18 protein-coding genes are annotated in these 21,451 nt (G+C 58.0%); 7 read left to right on the forward strand and 11 right to left on the reverse strand.

The annotated features are described in order from the left end of the window. The first annotated feature begins 77 nt into the window (after nt 1–77). The 3 genes from PQU98_RS15880 to dxs all read left to right on the forward strand — a co-directional run bounded on the left by PQU98_RS15880 (nt 78) and on the right by dxs (nt 3,304). A complete protein-coding gene (locus tag PQU98_RS15880) occupies nt 78–326 on the forward strand; it encodes an exodeoxyribonuclease VII small subunit (RefSeq protein ID WP_272745945.1) in 249 nt (82 codons plus the stop codon). 62 nt (nt 327–388) lie between these two features. Continuing rightward, nucleotides 389–1,300 carry a polyprenyl synthetase family protein gene (locus PQU98_RS15885; RefSeq protein WP_272745946.1) on the forward strand — a complete coding sequence of 304 codons (912 nt, stop codon included), beginning with the start codon at nt 389–391 and terminating at the stop codon, nt 1,298–1,300. A gap of 84 nt (nt 1,301–1,384) precedes the next feature. After that, nucleotides 1,385–3,304, forward strand: coding sequence for a 1-deoxy-D-xylulose-5-phosphate synthase (dxs, locus tag PQU98_RS15890; RefSeq protein ID WP_272745947.1), 1,920 nt, complete (start codon nt 1,385–1,387; stop codon nt 3,302–3,304). A 47-nt stretch (nt 3,305–3,351) separates the two neighbouring features. On the opposite strand, the gene PQU98_RS15895 is transcribed toward dxs, so the two are convergent. Next, a complete protein-coding gene (locus PQU98_RS15895; protein WP_272745948.1) occupies nt 3,352–3,726 on the reverse strand; it encodes an RcnB family protein in 375 nt (124 codons plus the stop codon). Nucleotides 3,727–3,937: 211 nt separating this feature from the next. Between PQU98_RS15895 and PQU98_RS15900 the strand changes: the two genes are divergently transcribed. Continuing rightward, nucleotides 3,938–5,524, forward strand: a complete 1,587-nt coding sequence (locus PQU98_RS15900) for an AbgT family transporter (RefSeq protein WP_272745949.1) — start codon at nt 3,938–3,940, stop codon at nt 5,522–5,524. 143 nt (nt 5,525–5,667) lie between these two features. Here the strand turns inward: PQU98_RS15900 and PQU98_RS15905 are convergent, their stop codons facing one another. The 6 genes from PQU98_RS15905 to PQU98_RS15930 form a co-directional block, all read right to left on the reverse strand. Next, nucleotides 5,668–6,939 carry an O-antigen ligase family protein gene (locus tag PQU98_RS15905; protein WP_272745950.1) on the reverse strand — a complete coding sequence of 424 codons (1,272 nt, stop codon included), beginning with the start codon at nt 6,937–6,939 and terminating at the stop codon, nt 5,668–5,670. Between the two features lie 57 nt (nt 6,940–6,996). Next, on the reverse strand, nt 6,997–7,875 hold the full coding sequence (locus PQU98_RS15910) for a methyl-accepting chemotaxis protein (RefSeq protein ID WP_272745951.1): 879 nt from the start codon (nt 7,873–7,875) through the stop codon (nt 6,997–6,999). Between the two features lie 273 nt (nt 7,876–8,148). Then, on the reverse strand, nt 8,149–8,979 hold the full coding sequence (locus PQU98_RS15915; protein WP_272745952.1) for a sensor histidine kinase family protein: 831 nt from the start codon (nt 8,977–8,979) through the stop codon (nt 8,149–8,151). Between the two features lie 226 nt (nt 8,980–9,205). Further along, complete coding sequence (locus tag PQU98_RS15920; RefSeq protein WP_272745953.1) at nt 9,206–11,011, reverse strand: IlvD/Edd family dehydratase; 1,806 nt, start codon at nt 11,009–11,011, stop codon at nt 9,206–9,208. Nucleotides 11,012–11,032: 21 nt separating this feature from the next. Continuing rightward, nucleotides 11,033–12,172 (reverse strand): aldose epimerase family protein, encoded by a 1,140-nt coding sequence (locus PQU98_RS15925; RefSeq protein ID WP_272745954.1) that lies wholly within the window; start codon nt 12,170–12,172, stop codon nt 11,033–11,035. A gap of 158 nt (nt 12,173–12,330) precedes the next feature. Beyond that, nucleotides 12,331–13,044, reverse strand: a complete 714-nt coding sequence (locus tag PQU98_RS15930; protein WP_272746087.1) for a FadR/GntR family transcriptional regulator — start codon at nt 13,042–13,044, stop codon at nt 12,331–12,333. A gap of 226 nt (nt 13,045–13,270) precedes the next feature. On the opposite strand from PQU98_RS15930, the gene araD1 reads away from it, so the two are divergent. Then, a complete protein-coding gene (gene araD1, locus PQU98_RS15935) occupies nt 13,271–14,269 on the forward strand; it encodes an AraD1 family protein (RefSeq protein WP_272745955.1) in 999 nt (332 codons plus the stop codon). A gap of 137 nt (nt 14,270–14,406) precedes the next feature. Here the strand turns inward: araD1 and PQU98_RS15940 are convergent, their stop codons facing one another. Both PQU98_RS15940 and miaA read right to left on the reverse strand, forming a co-directional pair. Next, the gene (locus PQU98_RS15940; RefSeq protein ID WP_272745956.1) at nt 14,407–16,380 is read right to left on the reverse strand and encodes an alpha/beta hydrolase family protein; all 1,974 of its coding nucleotides are present in this window, start codon (nt 16,378–16,380) and stop codon (nt 14,407–14,409) included. Nucleotides 16,381–16,464: 84 nt separating this feature from the next. After that, nucleotides 16,465–17,346: a tRNA (adenosine(37)-N6)-dimethylallyltransferase MiaA gene (gene miaA, locus PQU98_RS15945; RefSeq protein ID WP_272745957.1), complete on the reverse strand. Its 882-nt coding sequence runs from the start codon at nt 17,344–17,346 to the stop codon at nt 16,465–16,467. 82 nt (nt 17,347–17,428) lie between these two features. On the opposite strand from miaA, the gene PQU98_RS15950 reads away from it, so the two are divergent. Then, on the forward strand, nt 17,429–18,535 hold the full coding sequence (locus tag PQU98_RS15950) for an Mrp/NBP35 family ATP-binding protein (RefSeq protein ID WP_272745958.1): 1,107 nt from the start codon (nt 17,429–17,431) through the stop codon (nt 18,533–18,535). Between the two features lie 271 nt (nt 18,536–18,806). Further along, nucleotides 18,807–19,901, forward strand: coding sequence for an NADH:flavin oxidoreductase (locus PQU98_RS15955; RefSeq protein ID WP_272745959.1), 1,095 nt, complete (start codon nt 18,807–18,809; stop codon nt 19,899–19,901). On the opposite strand, the gene PQU98_RS15960 is transcribed toward PQU98_RS15955, so the two are convergent. Continuing rightward, the gene (locus PQU98_RS15960) at nt 19,898–20,410 is read right to left on the reverse strand and encodes a dihydrofolate reductase (protein ID WP_272745960.1); all 513 of its coding nucleotides are present in this window, start codon (nt 20,408–20,410) and stop codon (nt 19,898–19,900) included. The genes PQU98_RS15955 and PQU98_RS15960 overlap by 4 nt on opposite strands. Nucleotides 20,411–20,535: 125 nt before the next feature. Next, the gene (locus PQU98_RS15965; protein WP_272745961.1) at nt 20,536–21,387 is read right to left on the reverse strand and encodes a thymidylate synthase; all 852 of its coding nucleotides are present in this window, start codon (nt 21,385–21,387) and stop codon (nt 20,536–20,538) included. Between the last annotated feature and the right edge of the window lie 64 nt (nt 21,388–21,451).

The raw sequence follows: 21,451 nt of genomic DNA on the forward strand, positions 1-21,451 counted from the left end.
TATGGGGTTGATATGCTGAAATTTAGGGCTTAAAGCCTTTATAGAATTATCGTTCTAAGAGAATTATTTTCAGTACCATGACCGACGCTTCTCCCGACATTTCCACCCTGTCCTTTGAGGAGGCTCTGAGCCAGCTTGAAAAAGTGGTTCAGAAGCTGGAATCGGGGGCCGCGCCGCTGGAAGAATCGCTTAAGCTTTACACCTACGGGGCCGAACTTAAGGCGCACTGTGAAAAGCGTCTTGAGGATGCGCGGCTTCAGGTCGAAAAAATATCGCTGTCCAAGACCGGACAGGTCGAAGGGGTTGCCCCCGCTGAGTTTAATTAATCGCAAACAAAGTTTTTGGCGCGGTGATGTGCCGTAACCTTCAGATCCGAAAGACTTAAGCCTTGACCCTGATCGCCGCCAATTCCGACCTTCCCCCCTTGGGTCAGCGTATGCAGGAGACGGCGGATCTGGTGACGATGGCGCTGGATGAATTGCTGCCGCGCGCCGACGGGCCGGAACAGCGCCTGACCGAGGCCATGCGCTATGCGGCCCTGGGGCCGGGTAAGCGTCTGCGGCCGTTCTTTGCGCTGGAAACCGGTCGTCTGTTCGATGTCGATGAGCGCTCAGTGTTGCGGGCGGCCTGTGCGCTGGAGTGCATTCATGCCTACAGCCTGATCCATGACGATCTGCCGTGCATGGATGATGACGATATTCGCCGCGGGCAACTGACCGTCCACCGCGCCTATGACGAAGCCACCGCTGTTCTGGCCGGTGATGCCCTGCAAAGCGTGGCTTTTGAAATCATGGCCTCCGAAGATACCCACGAAGACCCGCTGGTGCGGTGTGATCTGGTGGCGCGTCTGGCGCAGGCATCAGGCGCGCAGGGCATGGCCGGCGGTCAGATGATCGATCTGATCGGGGTGTCGGATGATCTGGGCGGGGTGGCGCGCATGCAGCGCCTGAAAACCGGCGCCCTGATTGTGTTTGCCTTTGAAATTCCGCTGATCATTGCCGATGCCGGTGACCGCGAATCCCATGCACTTACTCACTTTGCGCAGGATCTTGGGCTGGCCTATCAGATTGCCGATGACCTGCTGGACGTGGAGGGCGATCCCGACCTGTTGGGCAAAGCGACTGGCGGCAAGGATGCGGCCAAGGGCAAGACCAATTTCGTCACCCTGCTGGGCGTCGAAGAATCCAAGGCGCGGGTTAAAATTCTGGCCGATCAGGCCAAGGCGCGGCTCGACATGTTTGGATCGGATGCGCGGTTTTTACGCGAAAGCGTCGATTTCGTGCTCAATCGCCAAACCTGAAGTAACCGTCTGACGCCGGTAAAAAGGCGATAATTTAGTTATTTCAAAGCGATTCAAAAATCTATATCTTTACGCGTAATGAATATGCCGTCTGTAACGCCCGTCCTCGACACCCTGACATCGCCTGAGCGCATAAGGTCCCTGAGCTTTCACGACCTTAGGGCCCTTGCCGACGAAGTGCGCCTTGAAACCATCGATGTGGTGTCAAAAACCGGCGGCCATCTGGGCTCGGCGCTGGGTGTGGTCGAACTGACGGTGGCGCTGCATCATGTCTTTGAAACCCCGAAAGATATTCTGATCTGGGATGTGGGCCATCAGACCTATCCGCATAAGCTTCTGACCGGACGGCGCGACCGTATCCGATCTTTACGTCAGGGCGGTGGACTGTCGGGCTTCACCAAACGGTCTGAGAGTGAATATGATCCGTTTGGCGCAGCCCATGCGGCCACATCCATTTCGGCGGCTCTGGGGTTCTGCGCCGCCCGCGACCTGCAGGGCAAGGACAACCGTGTCATCGCTGTGATCGGTGACGGCTCGATGTCGGCGGGCATGGCCTATGAAGCCATGAATAATGCCGCCGAAACCACCAAAAGCCTGACCGTCATCCTCAACGACAATGATATGTCGATTGCCCCGCCGGTCGGCGGCATGAGCGCGTACCTGGCCAATCTCGTCTCCGGCGGGGCCTATCAGTCGTTCCGTAAGTTCGGCAAATCGGTCGCTGAGCGCCTGCCGCGCCCATTATTTGAGGCCGCGCGCAAGGCCGAAGAATTTACCCGCGGCATGGTCACCGGCGGGACATTTTTCGAGGAACTGGGCTTTTACTACGTTGGTCCGATCGACGGCCACAATATGGAGCACCTTTTGGCTGTGCTCAAAAAGGCTCATTCGATCACGGATCGGCCGGTGTTGGTCCATGTGGTGACGCAAAAGGGCAAGGGCTATGTCCACGCCGAAAGCGCTGCCGACAAATATCACGGCGTCGCCAAGTTCGATGTCGTCACGGGTGAGCAGTCAAAGCCTAAGGCCAATGCCCCAAGCTTCACCGATGTCTTTGCCTCGGAACTGATCAAGCGCGCCCATATCGACCCGAAAATCGTCGGTATCACCGCCGCCATGCCTTCGGGTACGGGCCTTGACCGGTTTGCCGAGATTTTTCCGGCGCGTACCTTTGATGTCGGCATTGCCGAACAGCATGCCGTGACCTTTGCCGCAGGTTTAGCGGCTGATGGCATGAAGCCGTTCTGCGCCATCTATTCGACCTTTTTGCAGCGCGGTTATGATCAGGTCGCCCACGATGTCGCCTTGCAGGATCTGCCGGTGCGCTTTGCCATTGATCGGGCCGGACTGGTCGGCGCTGATGGCGCAACCCACGCCGGCACGTTTGATATCGGCTATCTGGGCGCACTTCCCGGCATGGTCTTGATGGCCGCGTCTGATGAGGCGGAGCTTGCCGCCATGATTGCCACCGCCACCGCCTATGATGACGGCCCCTCGGCGTTCAGATATCCGCGCGGCGAAGGCACGGGGGCGGTGATCCCTGAACTGGCTGAAGCCCTTGAGATCGGCAAAGGCCGGATTGTGCGCGAAGGCTCAAAAGTCGCCATACTGTCGCTGGGCGCGCGCCTGAGTGAAGCGCTCAAAGCCGCCGACATTCTGGCCGCCAAAGGCCTATCCACGACCGTGGCCGATGCCCGTTTCGCCAAGCCGCTCGACAAAGACCTGATCCGACAACTGGCTAAACATCATGAATGTCTGATTACCGTCGAAGAAGGCGCGATGGGTGGCTTCGGCGCGTTTGTGCTGCATTTTCTGGCCGAAGAAGGCGCGCTGGATGGCGGCCTGAAAATCCGCACCCTGACCTTGCCGGATCGGTTCCAGGATCACGATAAGCCCGACGCCATGTACGCAGATGCGGGGTTAGATGCCGAAGGGATCGCCATTGCCGCTTTGCAGGCGCTTGGGTTCAGCGAGGCTGATATCGTCAAACTGGCTAAGGCCTAAAAAACGACGCGACAAAAACGGCGCCGGTTAGGGCGCCGCTCTTTAAGTTATCTCGTAATAATAATGGTTGCTATAACGCCGGTGGCGGCGGCCGCCAGAACATAGCGGTTGTCGATCTGACGCCATTCATAGCCGCGGGGCGGGGCTTTCAGCTTTTTGTGCTGGCGGTAATCGACCGCCTTGCCGCGCTGCCAGTCATTATAGGCAACATAGCCGCCTTTCTTGTAGCTCGACTTACTGTGCTTGTGCCAACCCTTGGGCGGGGTGTTGCGCTCATCGTGCCGGTCATGGCCACGAGCATCTGACTTGTTCGGCCCTTGCTCGTGACGGTCGTCCGGACGCGGTTGGGCCATAGCCGTGCCAGACAGGGCGGCTGAACTCATCATAATGGCCATCATTGAGGCGGCGAATATCTTCTTCATAGCGTGTCTCCTTTTTAAGACTGTATTTCGATGTCCTAAAATGACCCTTGTCCCATGAACGCTATCTGAATGCTCTGGGGTCTTAGTGTGTTGGTTTTGTTTAGAATTTGAAACATTTACTCGCCGAAATCATTCCGTTAGATACTATCTGCGTTTGACAGCGGCCCATGTCCCGCTAAGGTTAAGGTTTTGGCGCGGTAAGGGGAGACACATGACCAATAGTGATATGGCGCAACGTCAGAAGGGCTTTCTGGGGTTTATCGAGCGTTTGGGGAACAAACTGCCCGATCCGGTCATGATCTTTGTCTGGCTGATCCTGGCCCTGATGGTGTTGTCGACTATCGGCGCGTATCTGGGATGGTCGGCCTCCATTCCATTTTCGGGCGATAAGGCCCCGCCGTTCTCGACCCTTGAAAACGGGGTAGTGACCTATACCGCCGACAGCCTGTTCACGCAGGAAAACATTACCCGCCTGCTGGTCGATATGCCAAAGACCCTGACCGGATTTGCCCCGCTGGGGGTTGTTCTGGTGGTCATGTACGGGGCGGCGGTGGCGGAGCGCACGGGGATGTTCAGCGCGCTGATCCGCTCATCCTTACGCAACGCCCCAAAAGCTATCCTGACGCCGTGCGTGGCGGTGATTGGTATGTTGTCGCACCATGCCTCTGATACCGGATATGTGGTGTTTATCCCGCTGGCAGCCCTGATCTATGCCTCGGTCGGGCGGCACCCGCTGGTCGGGGTGGCGGCAGCCTTTGCGGCGGTATCGGGTGGCTATGCCGGTAATATCACGCCGGGTCAGATCGATGTGCTGCTGTTTGGCTTTACGCAGGAAGCGGCCCGTATTATCGATCCCGAATGGACCATGAACCCGATCGGTAACTGGTGGTTTATCGTAGCGATTGTGTTCCTGTTTACCCCCATCGTCTGGTTCATTACCGACGTGATCGTTGAGCCGCGTCTGGGCAAATGGGGTGGCACCAAGGATACCGAAATTGCCGCTGAACTGGCTAAATCCGAAGTCACCGAAGCCGAAAAGAAGGGACTGAAGGCCGCCGGTATCGCCGCCCTGATCGTGATTGGCCTGTTTGCCGCTCTGGCGCTCTGGCCCGGCTATACGCCGCTGATTGATGAAACAAAGACCGGCCCCGCCCAGCTTCAGCCGTTCTATTCGGCGCTTATCCCCGGCTTTTTCCTGCTGTTTCTGGCGACCGGCATATCGTTTGGCATCAAGGCCGGCACTGTCAAATCCGACAATGACGTGGTGCGAATGATGGGGGAGGGGATACGCTCTATGGCCCCCTATATCGTGTTTGCGTTTTTTGCCGCCCATTTTGTGGCCATGTTCAACTGGTCGGGGCTGGGGCCGATTGCCGCCATCAATGGCGCCGAAGTGCTCAAGAGCTGGGATTTGCCGACGCCGATCCTGCTGGTCAGTGTGCTGCTGTTTTCATCGGTGCTGGACCTGTTTATCGGTTCGGCCTCGGCCAAGTGGTCGGCTCTGGCCCCCGTTGTGGTGCCCATGTTCATGCTGGTCGGCATTTCGCCGGAAATGACCACGGCGGCTTACCGGATGGGTGATAGCTATACCAATATCATGACGCCGCTGATGTCCTACTTTCCGCTTATTCTGGCCTTTTGCCGCCGGTGGGACTCGACCTATGGGGTCGGGTCATTGCTGGCCCTGATGCTGCCCTATGCCCTGTGTTTCATGGTGGCGGGGATATTGATGACTGCCGGATGGGTGCATTTTGACCTTCCGCTGGGGCCCCATGCGCAGGTGCATTATTCGCGGTAAATGACTCTCCTCCCTACGCAGTGGGGAGGTGCCGAGTTTACGAGGCGGAGGGGTATCTTTCGTATGAAATACCCCTCCGTCTGCTCGCTACGCTTACAGCCACCTCCCCATCTTCGATAGGGAGGAGAATTGGGCCGCTACCCCTAGCTTTCCTGCAAACGGTTGGCGGTCAGACGGGCCGCCGCCGCCACAAATAACACCCAGATCAGGCTGTTTTGCCCCAGAATGAAGCTTTCCGACAGGATCAGAAAGCTGAACAGGCATAATATCAGTACCGAGAAAAAGCCGTCATTGACACGCGAAAACCGAAACAGGGCGCATAGAAAGCAGATCGCTAAAAACACCGCAAAGGTGATCACCCCGACCCAGCCCAACTGCACCAAAAGATCCAGCCAGCCATTATGCGCCGACGGCACCGGCCAGTGCGTTTCGCGCCGCACGATCAGGGCGGGCACCGAACCTTCGGCCCAAAAGGCCTTGTAGCCATAGCCAAGCCAGGGGCGTTCTTCAGACAGACGCCCCAGCGCTTCCCAGATCTGGGTGCGGCCGGTCAGGGTCGGGTCTTTGCCCAGCGCTTTCAGGATCACATCGGGCATGGCCATGAACAGCACTGTGCCAAGAGTCGCTGCCGTGGTGGCGCACCAGACGATAACCACGCTGATCAACCCGCCGCGCTGAATGGCCACCAGCACCGGCATGGCGCCTAAGCTCAACAGGCAGGCCAGCAGAGAGGTCTTGGAGCGCGACAGCACCACCAGCACGAATATCATCACCGCCGCACCGATCCATGCCTTACGACGTTCCGGTACCTGAAAGGCGGAGGCGCACGCCGCGATAAAGCCCAGCACCATCATGGCCGCCATCTGGTTCTTTTCATGCCACAGCCCGCGCCAGGCCCCGGCATTGATGTCGTGGGCGATACCCATCTTCGGGTACAAAATCGCCGCCAGATAGGAGCCTACGGCCAGCCCGACAAAAGTGACACCTACGATCTGGGTCAGGTCGGAACCCTTATAGCGCGCGCCCAGATAGAGCCCGAACAGGCTGGTGAAGGCAAGCGCTATGGCGCGCCGACTGGAGACATCGGGCGCGATCGACCACACCGACGACAAATAGGCCAGCCCCACAAATATACCGGTGGCAAACAGGGCAGGGATTACGCGCAAAAACGAGGATATCCGCAGGGCGCACAACAGTGCCGTGGCCCCATATACCGGCAGCCACAACAGGCGCATCCACGCCGTTTCGCCGCCGTTTTCCTGATTGGGCGCAAACAAAGGCGCCCAAAGGGCTTCGGTAAACATGAACACGCAGAAAATGGTCAGCGTGACTTCTGCCGCGCGGATCAGCACAGCCCAGCGATCTGCCGGCTCAGTGGCGGTGTGGGTTTCTGTCCGGTAAAGGGCGGCGGTCATGGCCCGGACATTACGCGTAAAAGGTCAAAATCTTGTTAGCCACCCAATTCGGTGTAATTAGTCCAGTATAATCTGGCGCATTTCCATCTGTCTCAGGCGCTCATGCTCGCGCTGTTCCCGCGCCAGCCGATCAGCCTCGACCGCCCGGTCACGCAGGTGTTCGATCGCCCGCCAGACCGCGGCAATTTCATCATGCTGATGATGAACATGGGCCGGATCGTGGTGAGGGTGAGCGTCGGGGATAGGGGTCTCATACTTGCCCTCAGAGACATTAATGATGGCATTGGCAATGGTCTTGAGCGGCTTTGAGATAAACTCAACCACGATCCAGACGGAAATAGCCACCATCAGCACGATCCCCAAAACAGCGACGGTCAGGAAATGGATGGCGCGTTTGGCATGGTATTCCTGCGCAATGGCCTGATGGTTGGCCAGATCCTTACGCGATGCCAGAACTGCCTTTTCAACATCAGCCTGAAAGGCGATACGGCGGGCGCGGGCGCGCTCATTATTGCCAAGCTTATCGGCCTCGGCCGGGTCTACCGTCGTGCCCAGCCGGATCAGTTCCCGGCGGAAGGTTATAAACTCAGCGGCCTGTTTCTCAATAACCCCAAAGCTGGCCAGCTTGTTGGCCCCGCCAACCGCGCGCCAGTCTTCCATAGTTTGTTCGATCTCAGTCAGATCGTTTTCAAGCCGCTTGGCAAAGACGCGGGCACTGTTTGTATCGCGCGACAGATATATCCCCCGTGATTCCATCACAGCGCTTGAGACCAGATAGTTCAGATGTTCGCCGTAATAGGTATTATCATAAGACAGCCCATAGTTTTGCATCATCCGGTCATAGTCGCGTATGGTCAGTACGCCCAATCCGGCAATCCCAAGCGCCATGACCGCAAACGCGGCCACAAGGGCAAGTATTCTGGCTTTAATCGACACGGTCTGCTCGCTCCCGTAATCATGTGCACGCGGTTTTGTGTGCGTGCGTTCCCTGTAAAGACTGTCCTGATGAATTCAGGTTGTTGTTATGGTGTATTCTACCGTTTTACGCCAAAGGTTACGCGGTGATCACTGCCCATATATTAGTCCTTAATGGCTAAATAGCAATGATTGATACATCAGGCCTTCGTGATGATTGACGCTGATGAAAACACGCTTTGGATGAGGGCGTAAATACTTGTGCGAATGCGAACGAATATTTATGGATTGCGGCTAATCCAATAATATCTGGCGCATTTCCAAAGCCTTCTTCTGCTCGGCTTCCCTTTCGGCCTTGGCGGCGGCTTCGGCAAATTGTGCGCGTTCAGCCAGCAGGGCCAGGGCACGTTGAACCGCTGAGATTTCGTCGCCGGCGCGCGCATCGGACGGGGCATTGACCGTATCGTAGTTGCCTTCGGACACCCGCACGATCTGAGACGCCAGACCTTGCAGGGGGCGGGAAATATAGGCGATGGCCCACCATAGCGACAGGGCGATCATGATAATCAGGCCAATGACGGCCACAACAATGAAATGAGAGACGCGGCCATCGCCATAGGTTTGTGCAATCTGGCGATGGCGGTCGAGTTGAAGGCGAGCGCCCTGCACCCAGTGCTCCAGATCGGCCTGAAAGGCCATGCGGGTCTGGCGGTTGGCTTCGTTATTGCCATGCTGGTCCGCCGCCGCCGGAGATACCTGCGTGCCCAGCCGGATCAGTTCGCGCCGGAAAGCCACAAAGGCTTGTGCCTGAGTGACAAGATCGGGGCTTAGGGTTGCCGGTTCGCGTAGCACAGCCTCGATTTCGGTGAGGTTGCCTTCCAGACGACCGGCAAAGACCTGTGCGGCCTGCGGATTGGCGGCGTTATAGATACCGCGCGACTCCGATACGGCACTGGAAACCAGCCCGTTCAGGCGCTCACCCTTATGGACGATTTCGTGGGCGGTCGTATAGTCGCTCAGGATACGGCGGTAATCCATGATGCTGGCGACCCCCAGCCCTGCAATCGCCAGGGCCATCAGTGCAAAACCAGCGACCAGAGCCAGAAACCGGAACCTTATCGACATGACAACCTCATCTTACGCATACTTATACCACTTATGCGGTAATCCATGATTGAGCCGCATAAATGTAAAATAGAGGTGAATAACCATAAGCATTAAGCGGTTATGTCATTGAAACTGGAAATAAAAAGGGGTTTCGCCATGTTTTTGGCGAAACCCCTTCAAAATCAGGTCATTAAGTTGATTGTGACTTTTATTAGTGATGTTTATTTTTAGGCGTTGTAACTTTTTAGTGGTTATCTCTGGGCAGGCCCTTGGTCTGGGCAATACGCTGATAGGCCACGGCGTTTTCAAGGGCCGCACCGGTATCCATCTGACCCACGACGGCGCGTTGCATTTCCTGCCACGGCGTCTGGTGCTCAGGGTACTTGAAGCCGCCGGCAGCGTCTAGGGCGGCGCGGCGCTCAGCGATCTCAGAATCCGAGATCAGTACATTGACGGTGTTGGTGTTCAGGTCAACCCGCACGCGGTCATCAGTTTTGAGGATAGCGAGGTTGCCACCTGCCGCGGCTTCCGGCGAAGCGTTGAGGATTGACGGCGAGCCTGATGTGCCGGACTGACGGCCGTCGCCGATACAGGCCAGCGACTTGATACCGCGTTTCAGCAGATAGTCAGGGCAGCGCATGTTGACGACTTCGGCGGCACCGGGGTAACCGATCGGGCCGGCGCCGCGCATGAACAGGATGCAGTGCTCGTCGATACCCAGCGCCGGATCGTCGATGCGGTGGTGGTAATCTTCGGGGCCGTCGAACACGATGGCGCGGCCTTCAAAGGCGTTGAGATCCGCCGGATTGTTCAGATAGCGCTCACGGAATTCCTCTGAGATCACCGACACCTTCATGATGGCCGAGGTGAACAGGTTACCCGACAGGACGCGGAAACCAGCGGCGGCCTTGAGCGGGGTTTCGAACGGACGGATAACGCGCTCGTCCTCGATCACGGCATTGCGGCAGTTTTCACCGATGGTCTTGCCGTTGGCGGTGAGGGCGTTCTCATGGATCAGGCCGTGCTTGATCAACTGGCCCACAACGGCGGGGACGCCGCCGGCATGGTGATAGTCTTCGCCGAGATATTCACCGGCAGGCATCAGGTTGACGATCAGCGGCACCTCTTCGCCGTACTGCTGCCATTCCTCGACCTTAAGCTCAACGCCGATATGGCGGGCCAAAGCGTTGAGGTGGATCGGCGCGTTGGTCGAACCGCCGATGGCCGAGTTGACGCGGACGGCGTTGATAAAGGCTTCCTTGGTCAGGATGTCCGAAGGCTTGAGGTCTTCGTGTACCATGTCGACGATGCGCTTACCGGTACGGTAGGCACATTCCTGACGGTCGCGGTGCGGGGCCGGAATGGCGGCCGAGTAGGGGAGCTGCATTCCCAGCGCTTCGGCCAGAGAGTTCATGGTCGTGGCCGTACCCATCGTGTTGCAGTAGCCGGTCGACGGGGCCGAAGAGGCCACCAGCTTGATGAAGCCCTGATAGTCGATTTCACCGGCGGCCAGCAGTTCGCGCGCCTTCCAGACGATGGTGCCGGAACCCGTGCGCTCACCCTTGTACCAGCCGTTGAGCATAGGGCCGACCGACAAAGCAATCGACGGGATGTTGACAGTGGCGGCAGCCATCAGACAGGCGGGGGTGGTCTTGTCGCAGCCGATGGTCAGGACAACGCCGTCGAGCGGATAGCCATAGATGACTTCGACCAGACCGATATAGGCCAGGTTGCGGTCGAGACCCGCCGTCGGGCGCTTACCGGTTTCCTGAATCGGGTGCACCGGGAATTCCAGAGGAATGCCGCCTGAGGCGATAATGCCGTCACGGATGTGCTTGGCCAGCTCAATATGGTGGCGGTTACAGGGGCTGAGGTCCGATCCCGTTTGCGCGATCCCAATGATCGGCTTGTCCGATTGCAGGTCTTCGAGCGACAGGCCGAAGTTCATGTAGCGCTCAAGGTAGAGCGCTGTCATGTCGGCATTGTCGGGATTGTCGAACCAGGCGCGCGAACGAAGCTGGGTTTTGGAACGGGAAACAGGATCGGACATAAGGCTAAGGTCTTCGGTTTTTTATTGGGTTACAAAAATGTGGTGAACTGTGGTCTGGGTGTAGGTCTGGCCGGGGTTCAGACGCGTGGTCGGGAATTCCGGACGGTTGGGGCTGTCGGGGTAATGCTGGGTCTCAAAGGCGACCGCATCGCCCATGCGGGTCACCTGACCACCCTTGCCGGGGATTTTGCCGTCAAGGAAGTTGCCGGTATACATCTGCACGCCGGGCTCGGTCGTCAGGATCTTAAGGCCACGACCGGAGGTTTTGTCGGTCAGGGTAACGGCCAGTTTAGGGGTCTTGGTCAGGCCGCCGCGCACCAGATAGTTATGGTCGATGCCAAGGCCGATCAGGATTTGCGGGTGGCGGGCATCACGCACGCGGTCATCAATGCGGGCCGGGGTGGTGAAATCGAACGGCGTGCCCTTAACCGGTGCAATCTCACCGGTCGGAATAGCCGTTTCGGTCGTCGGCAGGTAAGTGTCGGATTCCAGTTGCAGGGTGGCATCCAGCGCGCTGCGGCCGGAGCCAACGCCGCCCAGATTGAACAGGGAGTGGTTGGTCAGGTTAAGGACGGTCGGCTTATCGGTCGTCGCCTTATAGGAGATGGTCAGGTCGTTCGTATCGCTCAAAGCGTAGGTCACAAACACCTTAACCGTGCCGGGATAGCCTTCTTCGCCATCGGGCGACACATAGGACAAAGTCACCGAAGCCGTGGGGCCGGATTTGACCTCTTCGACCTTCCAGACCACCTTGTCCCAGCCCTTAAGGCCGCCGTGCAGGTGGTTGCCATTATTGTTGGTGGCTAGGCTGTATTCCTTGCCATCGAGCGTGAACTTGCCCAGCGCGATGCGGTTGGCATAGCGGCCGACGGTGACGCCCAGATACTGCGGCGTATCGACATAGCCCTCAAGCGTGTCATAGCCGATCACGATATCATCAACCTTGCCCGTGCGATCCGGTACCATCAGAGCCTGAAGCGTGGCACCATAAGCAATGACCTTGGCGGATACGCCCTTTGAGTTTTTCAGTTCGACGGCTTCGATCTTGGTGCCATCTTTCAGCGCGCCAAACTCGCCCTTGGTAGCGGTAGCAGACATGGCGGTGGTCGACATCAAAAGGCCGGCCAGGCTAAGCCCGGCAGCAACAGCTAGGGATTTCATTATCGGTCTCTCCTGTAATAGGTCTTTGGTCTTACGCGGCTATGGCGAGGTAAGTCAGACTCTGTTCAGCCAGTCTTTTAGCCTTGTGGTTATAGTCCGACAATAGCTTATTTTATTATATTATAAAAAGGGGGCTGAGGCCTTTGAGTTGTCTGGAATTAGGCTTGCGGAGGCATGCTTTTTTGCGTGTCCTCCAGCGCCATACGCACCAGCGATTCCATGCACCAGCGGGCCGCCGACGCATCACCGCGCTCAATGGCCTCAAACACGCGGGCATGATCCGGGATCGGATCGCGGCTTAAGGACTGATGGCGCTGTTTATAGCGCGTGGTCCAGCTTACCGCCGCGCCAATTGTGGTGCTGAGCGAGGCCAGGGCTTCGTTATGGGTGGCGAACATCAGGGTGTGGTGAAATTCCAGATCGGCCATGCGTCCGGCCTCACTGGCCAGGGTCTCAACCTCCATGACCTTCAGCGCCTTGCGCATCCGCTCAATCTGCTCCGGTGTGCGCCGCTCTGCCGCCAAAGCTGCGGCAGCGGGTTCGGTAATCAGGCGCAGTTCAAACAAACCCTTGATGAAATCCTCAGACGGCTCGGTTTCAAACATCCAGCCCAGCACTTCGGGGTCGAGAATATTCCAGCGGTCACGCTCGGTGACGCGGGTGCCGATCTTGGGGCGGCTTTCGACCATCCCTTTGGAGGCCAGAATGCGGATCGCCTCACGGTAGGCCGAGCGCGAAATGTCGAGCGATTCGCTGGAGTCGATCTCATTGGGCAGGATATCGCCGGACTTATAGACCCCGCCCAGAATCTGAACCCCCAGATTGTGCGCCAGCGCGCCGTGCAGGCGTCCCTGAAACGCGGCACGGAACATGTCATGTCCGCCCGTCGCGGGGGTGAAGGTCAGGGGATGCTGTGTTTTATTATCGGTAAGCGTCGGTTTCCTCATGATCAATGAATGACATTTTCGCTGATATTTGACAAAGTTATTTTTAATCAGGCCCATGATTTGCGCTTTACGGCGCATATTTGTCTGACTATATCAATCGGCCTGATGCTCCGTCTGGAGCACGCCCAAAAACCATATACGGGAGCCCGTCATGACCCTGCGCCTTATTCAATTCGTAACCGCCACAGGCGAACGCCGTGTTGCCGCCGCTCAGGATGACGGCTCGGCGCAAGTGGTGAATAGCGTGTCTTCGACCTACGAACTGGCGACCGCGGCTATCCGCGAAGGGATTTCGCTGGATGCCAAGGTCACGGCTTTGGGCTTGGGCGAGGCGGTTAATATTGCCACAGCTTTGTCCGAAGGTCGGGTTTTGGCACCGATCGATCACCCTGATTCGGCCCACCTGCACGTCACCGGCACCGGCCTGACGCACTTGGGTTCGGCCGAAAGCCGTAACAAGATGCACCAGGCGGCCGCGTCCGGCGAAGAAAACCTGACCGATTCCATGCGCATGTTCCTGATGGGCGTTGAAGGCGGTAAGCCTGAGGCCGGTCAGGTCGGCGCCCAGCCGGAATGGTTCTATAAAGGCAATGGCGCGACGCTGGTGGGCCCGAACGTGCCGCTGGAATCGCCTAGCTTTGCCGAAGACGCCGGCGAAGAGCCTGAAATGGCCGGTATCTATATCATCGGTGAGGATGGCAATGCCTATCGTCTGGGCTTTGCGCTGGCCAACGAATTTTCCGATCATATTGTTGAGAAGCAGAACTATCTGTGGCTGGCCCACTCAAAGTTGCGTCCGGCCTCAATCGGCGTTGAAATCCGCACCGGCGATCTGCCGAAAAGCGTCGAAGGCACCGCCCGCATCACCCGTGGCAACGAAGTCGTCTGGGAAAAGCCGTTCCTGTCGGGTGAGGACAACATGTCGCACACCTTCGCCAATCTGGAGTATCACCACTTCAAATATGCCCTGTTCCGTCAGCCGGGCGATATCCATGTCCATTGCTTTGGCACTTCGACGGCCTCGTTTGGGGACGGTATCCGCACCCAGGACGGCGATGTATTTGAAATCGAAGCCTCGCCGTTTGTGTTCGGTCTGCGCAATGAACTGACGACGACCAAGGAAGAAAAGATCGTGGTGCGCGCGCTGTGATTTTAGAACCTCCCCTGATTTCAGGGGAGGGTGGATGCGAGCGTAGTGAAGCAGACGGGTGGGGTTAAGTCCGGCAGAATTAAACCCCACCTGTCACTCCGTGACATCGGCTCCAGCCGCCCGGCGAGGGACTAAAATTAAGTTGCCGGGTTATGTTTTTCCAGAAACGCGATGATGGCGGTGGACATCTCAACGCGCTTGGCTTCAACCGACTGCCAGTGATCCTCACCTTTCAGTTCGATAATGGTGACGTCTTTTCCGGCGTTTTTAAGGGCGCGTTCCATTTTGCGGCTCTGGCCGATATCGACAACAATATCGTCTTTGCCGTGGATCAGAAGGATAGGGATAGTGACCTTATCGACATGGTTGACCGGGGAAATCTCATCCAGGGTTTTCTTATCCCCGACCGAGCGCTTGAGCGACAGTACGACCGGGCTGGTCGCGGAGCCAGTCTGGTTGGTGTCGAAACTCAGCATGGCCTTGATGTCGCTGATGCCGGCTACCGACACCGCGCACCGGTAAACGCCGGGATCAAGGGTCGCCCCCGCCAGCGCCGCATAGCCGCCGTAGGACGCGCCGACTATGGCGACACGTTTGGGATCAATGGTGCCCCCCTTGGCCAGATAGCGCACGCCGTCGGACAGGTCGGTCTGCATCTTGCGGCCCCACTGGCCGTAACCGGCTTCGATGAAATTGTTACCATAGCCGGTTGACCCGCGGAAGTTGGGTTGCAGCACGGCATAACCGCGTGAGGCATAAAGCTGGGATTCCCAGTCAAAGCTTGAGGTATCGCGCGCGTGGGGGCCGCCGTGCGGCAGGACAATCAGCGGCAAATCCTTATGTACTTTATTCGGTGGCAGGGTCAGGTAGCCGTGGATTTCAAGGCCATCTGCGGCCTTATATTTGATCGGTTTTTTCTGGGTAATCCATTCGGCGTACAGGTCGGGGTAGTTCTGGCCAACCGGAACGGACGAGCCTGCACCAAAATCAATGAAATAATAGGTGCCGGGATCATAGGCGCTTTCACCGTATATCAGAACCTTACGCGGGTCTTCTTCGGCAAACTCATAGACCGAGACATTATATTCCGGCATGGCACCCTTGCACAGGTCGGCTAGTTTCTGCATCCGGGGATCATTATATTCGTACTTTACCCAGTCATCCCAGCGGGCGAAACCGGTAAACAGCTTGGTCGTTGGGTGGAACATCGGGCTACGGTTGTAGCCGTCCTTATCCAGTGGCTCTGAAAAGGTGCCGTCGGCGCTGACTTCCAGATATTCACCGGCATTGTCGCCAGCGTCGATATAGATAATAACCGATTGTTCGGTGCGCCCAAGCCCGATCAGGGAGGGATAGTCAACGGCTTCTTTTTGTACGAAGACCTTTTTCCAGCCGCCTTTGGGCTGGCGGAACTCCAAAGTCCATTCCTTACGGGTACGGCTGAAGTGGCAGCGGGCCACCGGTACGCCCGCAGGCGTCAGCACCCAGTTATGCGTATCGTCAAAACCGGCATCGATCAGGCGGCCACGGTAGCTTTCCAGATCGAAGCGAAACAGGCATAAAGGGTATCCGCTGTGCATCTGATAGTTTGACGCTGTGACGCAATACTTGCCTTCATGCTTGATGCGCCGCAAGCCGCCTTCGACGGTGTTGTAAAAGCCGTCCATCCGGTCGAACAGGGTTTTTATCGCATTGGTATGGATGTCGATAATGTGGGCCAGCCAGTGTTCCTGACGGCTGCCGGTAAATTCCCTCAGCCCCACCGTAGCGGAGGTGCTGACCATGACGTGATCATTACTGGCCCAGAAGACGCTGCGAACCTTGGCTTCGCCCAAACGCAGATGGCTGGTTTTATTGGCGGCGATCTCATAGGTGACAAGAACGTAATCCTTGCCGTTTTGGGTGATCAGAGCGATGCGTTTGCCGTCAGGCGACAGGCTGACATCTTCGATCTGGGGCGATCTGACATAGACGTCCATCGCCGGACGGGGCGGGAGGGGCTCATCCGGCTTTGCTGGCTGAGTCTCGGCCATAGCTTTCGCCACAATCCCATTCAGCGACAGCGCCCCCACACCCGCCAACATGGCGCGGCGGTCCATATGTCCCCCCATGATCTACTCCCATAATGCCCGTGCCCCACGCACTTATGGAATATTTATACTTAGGGTTTTAACTTGCACAAGTCCGATAAAGGGTTAATGCGGTAATTCTGTAACCGAAGGCATCTGGTTTCTGAACCAGGTCATCTGGCGTTTGGCATAGTTGCGGGTCTTTTGCTGGGCCAGGGCGCGGGCATCCTCCAGCGTCATATCTCGCTGAATACAGGCGCTTATTTCGGAAAGCCCCAAAACCCGCATAATCGGCCATTCGGGTTTGAGGCCGCTGGCCATCAGGGCCTCTACCTCATCCAAAGCGCCATTATCCAGCATCAGATCAAACCGGCGATCGCAGCGTTCGTACAGCCATTCGCGGTCGGGCCGCAACACCTCAAGGTGGTATGAGCCTTCGGGCAAAAGAGGGGCATTGGTCTTTTGCCAGTCGCTCAAAGGCCGTCCGGTTTCCAGCCAGACCTCATAGGCGCGGCACAGGCGCTGCTGGTCATTGGGCATAATGCGCGCGCAGGCTTCCGGGTCAACCGATAGCAAAAGGGCGCGAAACGCCTCTTCGCCCATGTCGATATAGGCCTGACGGGCTTGCGTGCGGGCGGGATCACCGATGTCCGGAATTTCGGCCAGCCCGCGGATCAGGCTCAGGAAATAGAGACCCGTTCCGCCCACGACACACAAAGCGGTATCGCCGCGCAGGGCGGCATCAATGAACGGCTGGGCCGCCCGCAGCCACTGACCGGTCGACCACATCTGATCAGGCTTTAAATGGCCATACAGTACATGGCGGGCTATGGCTTCGTCATCGGCAGAAGGGCGCGCGGTAAGCGTCGGGACATCCTCATAAAGCTGCATGGAATCGGCATTGAGAATGATGCCGCCGGTCTTGACCGCCCAATCCAGCGCCAGAGCCGACTTGCCGGATGCGGTAGGTCCCGCCAGAAGCAGCAGGTGAGGGGGTGATGCGGACATATTGATGTGAATAGCCGCAATGTGGGTTGCATGACAAGCTGCCAAAGCTTAATCGCTCTCGCAAACGTATAAGGATACAGTCATGACCCAGCCCGACCGCGAACAGGTACTCAGCGCGCTCAACGCCATCAAGGATCCGGTATCCGGGGCAGGCCTGTCGGACGCAGGGTTGGTGCGCGGGCTGGTGCTGTCGCCGGATCGGGTCGGATTCATGCTGGAGGTCCCGCGCGATCAGGTTAACCTCTATGGCCCTGTACGCGCCGAAGCTGAGCGGATGCTGGCCGGATTGCCCGGCATCAAAAAGGCACAGGTCGTGCTCACCGCCGAAACCGAAGCCCCCGTTCAGGCCCCCAAAGCCGCCAAATTGTCGCCGCAGGCCGTCGATCAGAACCGCCCCAAAGCGCCCGTGGCCTCATCGCGTCCGGCCCATGTCAAGCGGGTGATCGTGGTGGGATCGGGTAAGGGCGGGGTTGGCAAATCCACCATCGCCTTAAGTCTGGCACTGGCACTCAAAGGGTTGGGGTTTCGGGTCGGGTTGCTGGACGCCGATATTTACGGGCCGTCGGCACCGCTGATGCTGGGGGTGACCACACCGCCCGCGTTTGGGCCGGAAAAGATGATGATCCCGCCGCAAGCCTTTGGCCTCAAAGTCAATTCGGTCGGGTTCCTGGTCGATGCCGATCAGGCGATGATCTGGCGCGGGCCAATGGCGTCGCAGGCGCTTAATCAACTACTGACCCAGACTTTGTGGGGCACGGAGGCGGAACCGCTGGATGTGCTGGTGGTCGATATGCCGCCGGGCACCGGAGACGTGCAACTGACCCTCACCCAAAAGACGATGATTGACGGGGCGGTGGTGGTGTCTACGCCGCAGGAAATGGCGTTGATTGATGCCCGCCGCGCGATCACCCTGTTTGAAAAAACGTCGGTGAAGATTTTAGGGATCGTCGAAAACATGGCCTGGCTGGAAAATCCGGTCTCAGGTGAAGCCATCTATGTCTTTGGGCGCGATGGGGCGAAGGCTCTGGCGAAAAACCTCAACGTGCCGTTCTTAGGCGATGTGCCGCTCGACCCGGCCTTACGCAAAGGCTCGGATGAGGCCCAGCCGCTGGTGGCGCTGGAGCCCGACGGCGATGTCGCCGTGCGCTTTAAGATGATCGCTCAGGCGGTGATGACGCAGTTGGAGTAGGGGGCAGGCGCAAAGAGCCCCCCCCACCGTATCTCATCGCTACGCGATTTCGTGCGGTTCCCCTCCCCGGCACGCCGGGGGAGGTGGCGCGCCGAAGGCGTGACGGTGGGGGGCTCTTGCGAACTTTAGGGCTTTAACGACTGCCGGGAGAAGGTTGACACCGATAAGCGGCCTTGAACGTCGATCCCCCGCTAAATTCGCCATCACTTCTTGTGCAGCGCAAAATCGTAACTAAATCTGCATCAGTTACTTTTTGATGCGGAGCGCGCACATGACCCATTCTACCCTGTTTTCGCCTTATAACTTTAAGGGCCTCGACCTTAAAAACCGCATCGTCATGGCCCCCATGACGCGTCAGTTTTCGCCGGGCGGGACGCCGGGGCAGAATGTGGCCGATTATTATACCCGTCGCGCCAAGGGCAATGTCGGCCTGATCATTACCGAAGGTACCGTGATTGAACGCCCGGCCTCCAAGAACGAAGAAGGTATCCCCAATTTCTACGGCGCAGCGCTCGATGGCTGGCGCAAGGTGGTCGACAGTGTTCATGCTGAGGGCGGGCTGATCGCGCCGCAAATCTGGCACACAGGTGCCATTTACGGCAATGACCCGGCCTGGAAGCCGACCCCGATGGATAGCCCGTCTGGTATCGCGCCCGATGGCACGCCGGTGGGCCAGCCGATGACGGAGGCCGATATCGCCGACACCATTGCCGCCTTTGGACGCGCGGCGGCCTCCGCAAAAGGTATCGGCTTTGACGCCATTGAACTGCACGGCGCGCACGGCTACCTGATCGACGAATTCTTCTTTGCCGGTTCCAATAAGCGCGATGACCAATGGGGCGGGGCGACGGTGGGTGAACGCACGCGCTTTGCGGTTGAGGTCATCAAGGCCGCCCGCGCGGCGGTTGGGCCAGACTTCCCGATCATTATCCGCTTGTCGCAGTTTAAGCCCAACGCCTATGACGCCAAGGTCGCGGCCACGCCGGAGGAAATGGAAGCCTGGCTGACACCGCTGGTTGATGCCGGTGCCGATGTCATCCACGCCTCACAGCGCCGGTTCTGGGAGCCTGAGTTTGACGGCTCTGACCTCAACTTTGCCGGCTGGGCCAAAAAGATTACCGGCAAGCCCACGATTACGGTCGGATCGGTCGGCCTGTCGGGTGAGTTTATCGCCGGTTTTGGCGGCGAAGTCTCTAATCCGGCATCGCTGGATAAGCTGCTGGAACGTCTCGATCGCGGTGATTTCGATCTGGTCGCCGTCGGCCGCGCCATCCTGTCCGATCCTGAGTGGGTGGATAAAATCCGCTCCGGCGAGACGGCCAGCCTGAAATCCTTCGACCGGTCATTGCTGGGCGAACTGGTCTAAACCCGCTCATAGACCCGCGTGGTGAAATCGTAATCATCGCCTTCACCCGCCTGATGGAACTGAGAGGACACCTCTTTCCATTGGGCGGGGTCGATTTCGGGGAAGTGCGCGTCGCCGTCCAGCCAGACATGGACTTCGGTCACATAGAGCCGGTCGGCTTTCTCAAGAGTCTGGGCGTAAACATTAGCGCCGCCGATGATGCAGATCTCATCCGCCCCATCGTCTTTGGCATGTTCGCGGGCGATATCTAGCGCCTCAAATAGCGATGTGCAGATCACGCCGCCTTCGGCCTCAAACAAGATATCGCGGCTGAGGACAAGGTTCAGCCTACCTGGCAAGGGTTTACGCGGCAGGCTGTCCCAGGTGTTTGAGCCCATGATGATCGGCTTGAACTGGGTGATGGCCTTGAACAGCTTGAGGTCGGATTTCAGCCGCCACGGCAGGTCATTGTCGCGCCCGATGACGCGGTTTTCGCTCATGGCGACGACGAGGGATAGTTTGGGTTTCATTTATACTCTCCCGCCCCGTTTGCGGGGAGGGGGGACCGCGCAGCGGTGGGAGGGGCAATTCCGTGTTAACCCCACCCGTCTGCTTCGCAGCCACCCTCCCCTGCATCAGGGGAGGTTCTAAAGGGCTAAACCGCCACCGGCGCTTTGAGTGCCCCGTGGGACTGGTAATTTTCCAAAGCGATATCGGCATAGTCAAAGCCAAACAGGTCGCGGCCTTCAGCCAGTTTCAAGGTCGGGAAGGCAAAGGGGGCGCGTTCCAACTGGGTTTTGGCCTGTTCCACATGGTTCAGGTACAGGTGCACATCGCCGAACGCATGGACAAAGTCACCGACCTCAAGCCCGACGGCCTGCGCGACCATATGGGTCAACAACGCATAGGAGGCGATATTGAACGGCACGCCCAAAAACACATCGGCCGAGCGCTGGTAAAGCTGGCACGACAGCTTGCCATCGGCCACAAAAAACTGAAACAGGCAATGGCATGGCGGCAGGGCCATGTCCTCAACCTCGGCCGGGTTCCAAGCTGAAATCACATGGCGGCGGGAATAGGGATTGACCTTAAGGTTTTCAACGAGGTTTGCCATCTGGTCAATCACGCGGCCATCGGGGGCGGCCCCAGAGACGCTCCAACTGCGCCACTGCTTGCCATAGACCGGGCCCAGATCGCCATTGTCATCGGCCCACTCGTCCCAGATCGAAACCCCGTTATCTTTCAGATATTTGATATTGGTGTCGCCGCGCAGGAACCACAGCAGTTCCACCGCCACTGATTTGAAATGTACCTTCTTGGTGGTCAGCAGCGGAAAGCCCTTCGACAGGTCAAAGCGAATTTGGCGCCCGAACAGCCCCAGCGTGCCCGTGCCGGTACGGTCTTCGCGCGGCGCGCCGGTTTCCAAAATCTCACGCAGCAGGTTGAGATACTGATATTCGGGGTGATCGGTCATAACGGTTCCGTGCGGTGCTACTCTCCGCCCCATCGCAGATGGGGAGGGGGACCACGAAGTGGTGGAGGGGTTACTGTTTCTAGCTTAAACAGACGTC

The sequence above is a fragment of the Asticcacaulis machinosus genome (assembly GCF_028550435.1).
GTDB lineage: Bacteria > Pseudomonadota > Alphaproteobacteria > Caulobacterales > Caulobacteraceae > Asticcacaulis > Asticcacaulis machinosus.

What these genes read in the sequence shown, in the direction of transcription:
- PQU98_RS15880 (WP_272745945.1), top strand. Translation starts at nt 78, where the DNA reads ATGACCGACGCTTCTCCCGACATTTCCACCCTGTCCTTTGAGGAGGCT.
- PQU98_RS15960 (WP_272745960.1), bottom strand. Translation starts at nt 20,410, where the DNA reads ATGAAACCCAAACTATCCCTCGTCGTCGCCATGAGCGAAAACCGCGTC.
- PQU98_RS15925 (WP_272745954.1), bottom strand. Translation starts at nt 12,172, where the DNA reads ATGAAATCCCTAGCTGTTGCTGCCGGGCTTAGCCTGGCCGGCCTTTTG.
- PQU98_RS15905 (WP_272745950.1), bottom strand. Translation starts at nt 6,939, where the DNA reads ATGACCGCCGCCCTTTACCGGACAGAAACCCACACCGCCACTGAGCCG.
- PQU98_RS15920 (WP_272745953.1), bottom strand. Translation starts at nt 11,011, where the DNA reads ATGTCCGATCCTGTTTCCCGTTCCAAAACCCAGCTTCGTTCGCGCGCC.
- PQU98_RS15915 (WP_272745952.1), bottom strand. Translation starts at nt 8,979, where the DNA reads ATGTCGATAAGGTTCCGGTTTCTGGCTCTGGTCGCTGGTTTTGCACTG.
- PQU98_RS15900 (WP_272745949.1), top strand. Translation starts at nt 3,938, where the DNA reads ATGACCAATAGTGATATGGCGCAACGTCAGAAGGGCTTTCTGGGGTTT.
- PQU98_RS15965 (WP_272745961.1), bottom strand. Translation starts at nt 21,387, where the DNA reads ATGGGGCGGAGAGTAGCACCGCACGGAACCGTTATGACCGATCACCCC.
- PQU98_RS15955 (WP_272745959.1), top strand. Translation starts at nt 18,807, where the DNA reads ATGACCCATTCTACCCTGTTTTCGCCTTATAACTTTAAGGGCCTCGAC.
- dxs (WP_272745947.1), top strand. Translation starts at nt 1,385, where the DNA reads ATGCCGTCTGTAACGCCCGTCCTCGACACCCTGACATCGCCTGAGCGC.
- PQU98_RS15895 (WP_272745948.1), bottom strand. Translation starts at nt 3,726, where the DNA reads ATGAAGAAGATATTCGCCGCCTCAATGATGGCCATTATGATGAGTTCA.
- PQU98_RS15950 (WP_272745958.1), top strand. Translation starts at nt 17,429, where the DNA reads ATGACCCAGCCCGACCGCGAACAGGTACTCAGCGCGCTCAACGCCATC.
- miaA (WP_272745957.1), bottom strand. Translation starts at nt 17,346, where the DNA reads ATGTCCGCATCACCCCCTCACCTGCTGCTTCTGGCGGGACCTACCGCA.
- PQU98_RS15940 (WP_272745956.1), bottom strand. Translation starts at nt 16,380, where the DNA reads ATGGGGGGACATATGGACCGCCGCGCCATGTTGGCGGGTGTGGGGGCG.
- PQU98_RS15930 (WP_272746087.1), bottom strand. Translation starts at nt 13,044, where the DNA reads ATGTTCCGTGCCGCGTTTCAGGGACGCCTGCACGGCGCGCTGGCGCAC.
- araD1 (WP_272745955.1), top strand. Translation starts at nt 13,271, where the DNA reads ATGACCCTGCGCCTTATTCAATTCGTAACCGCCACAGGCGAACGCCGT.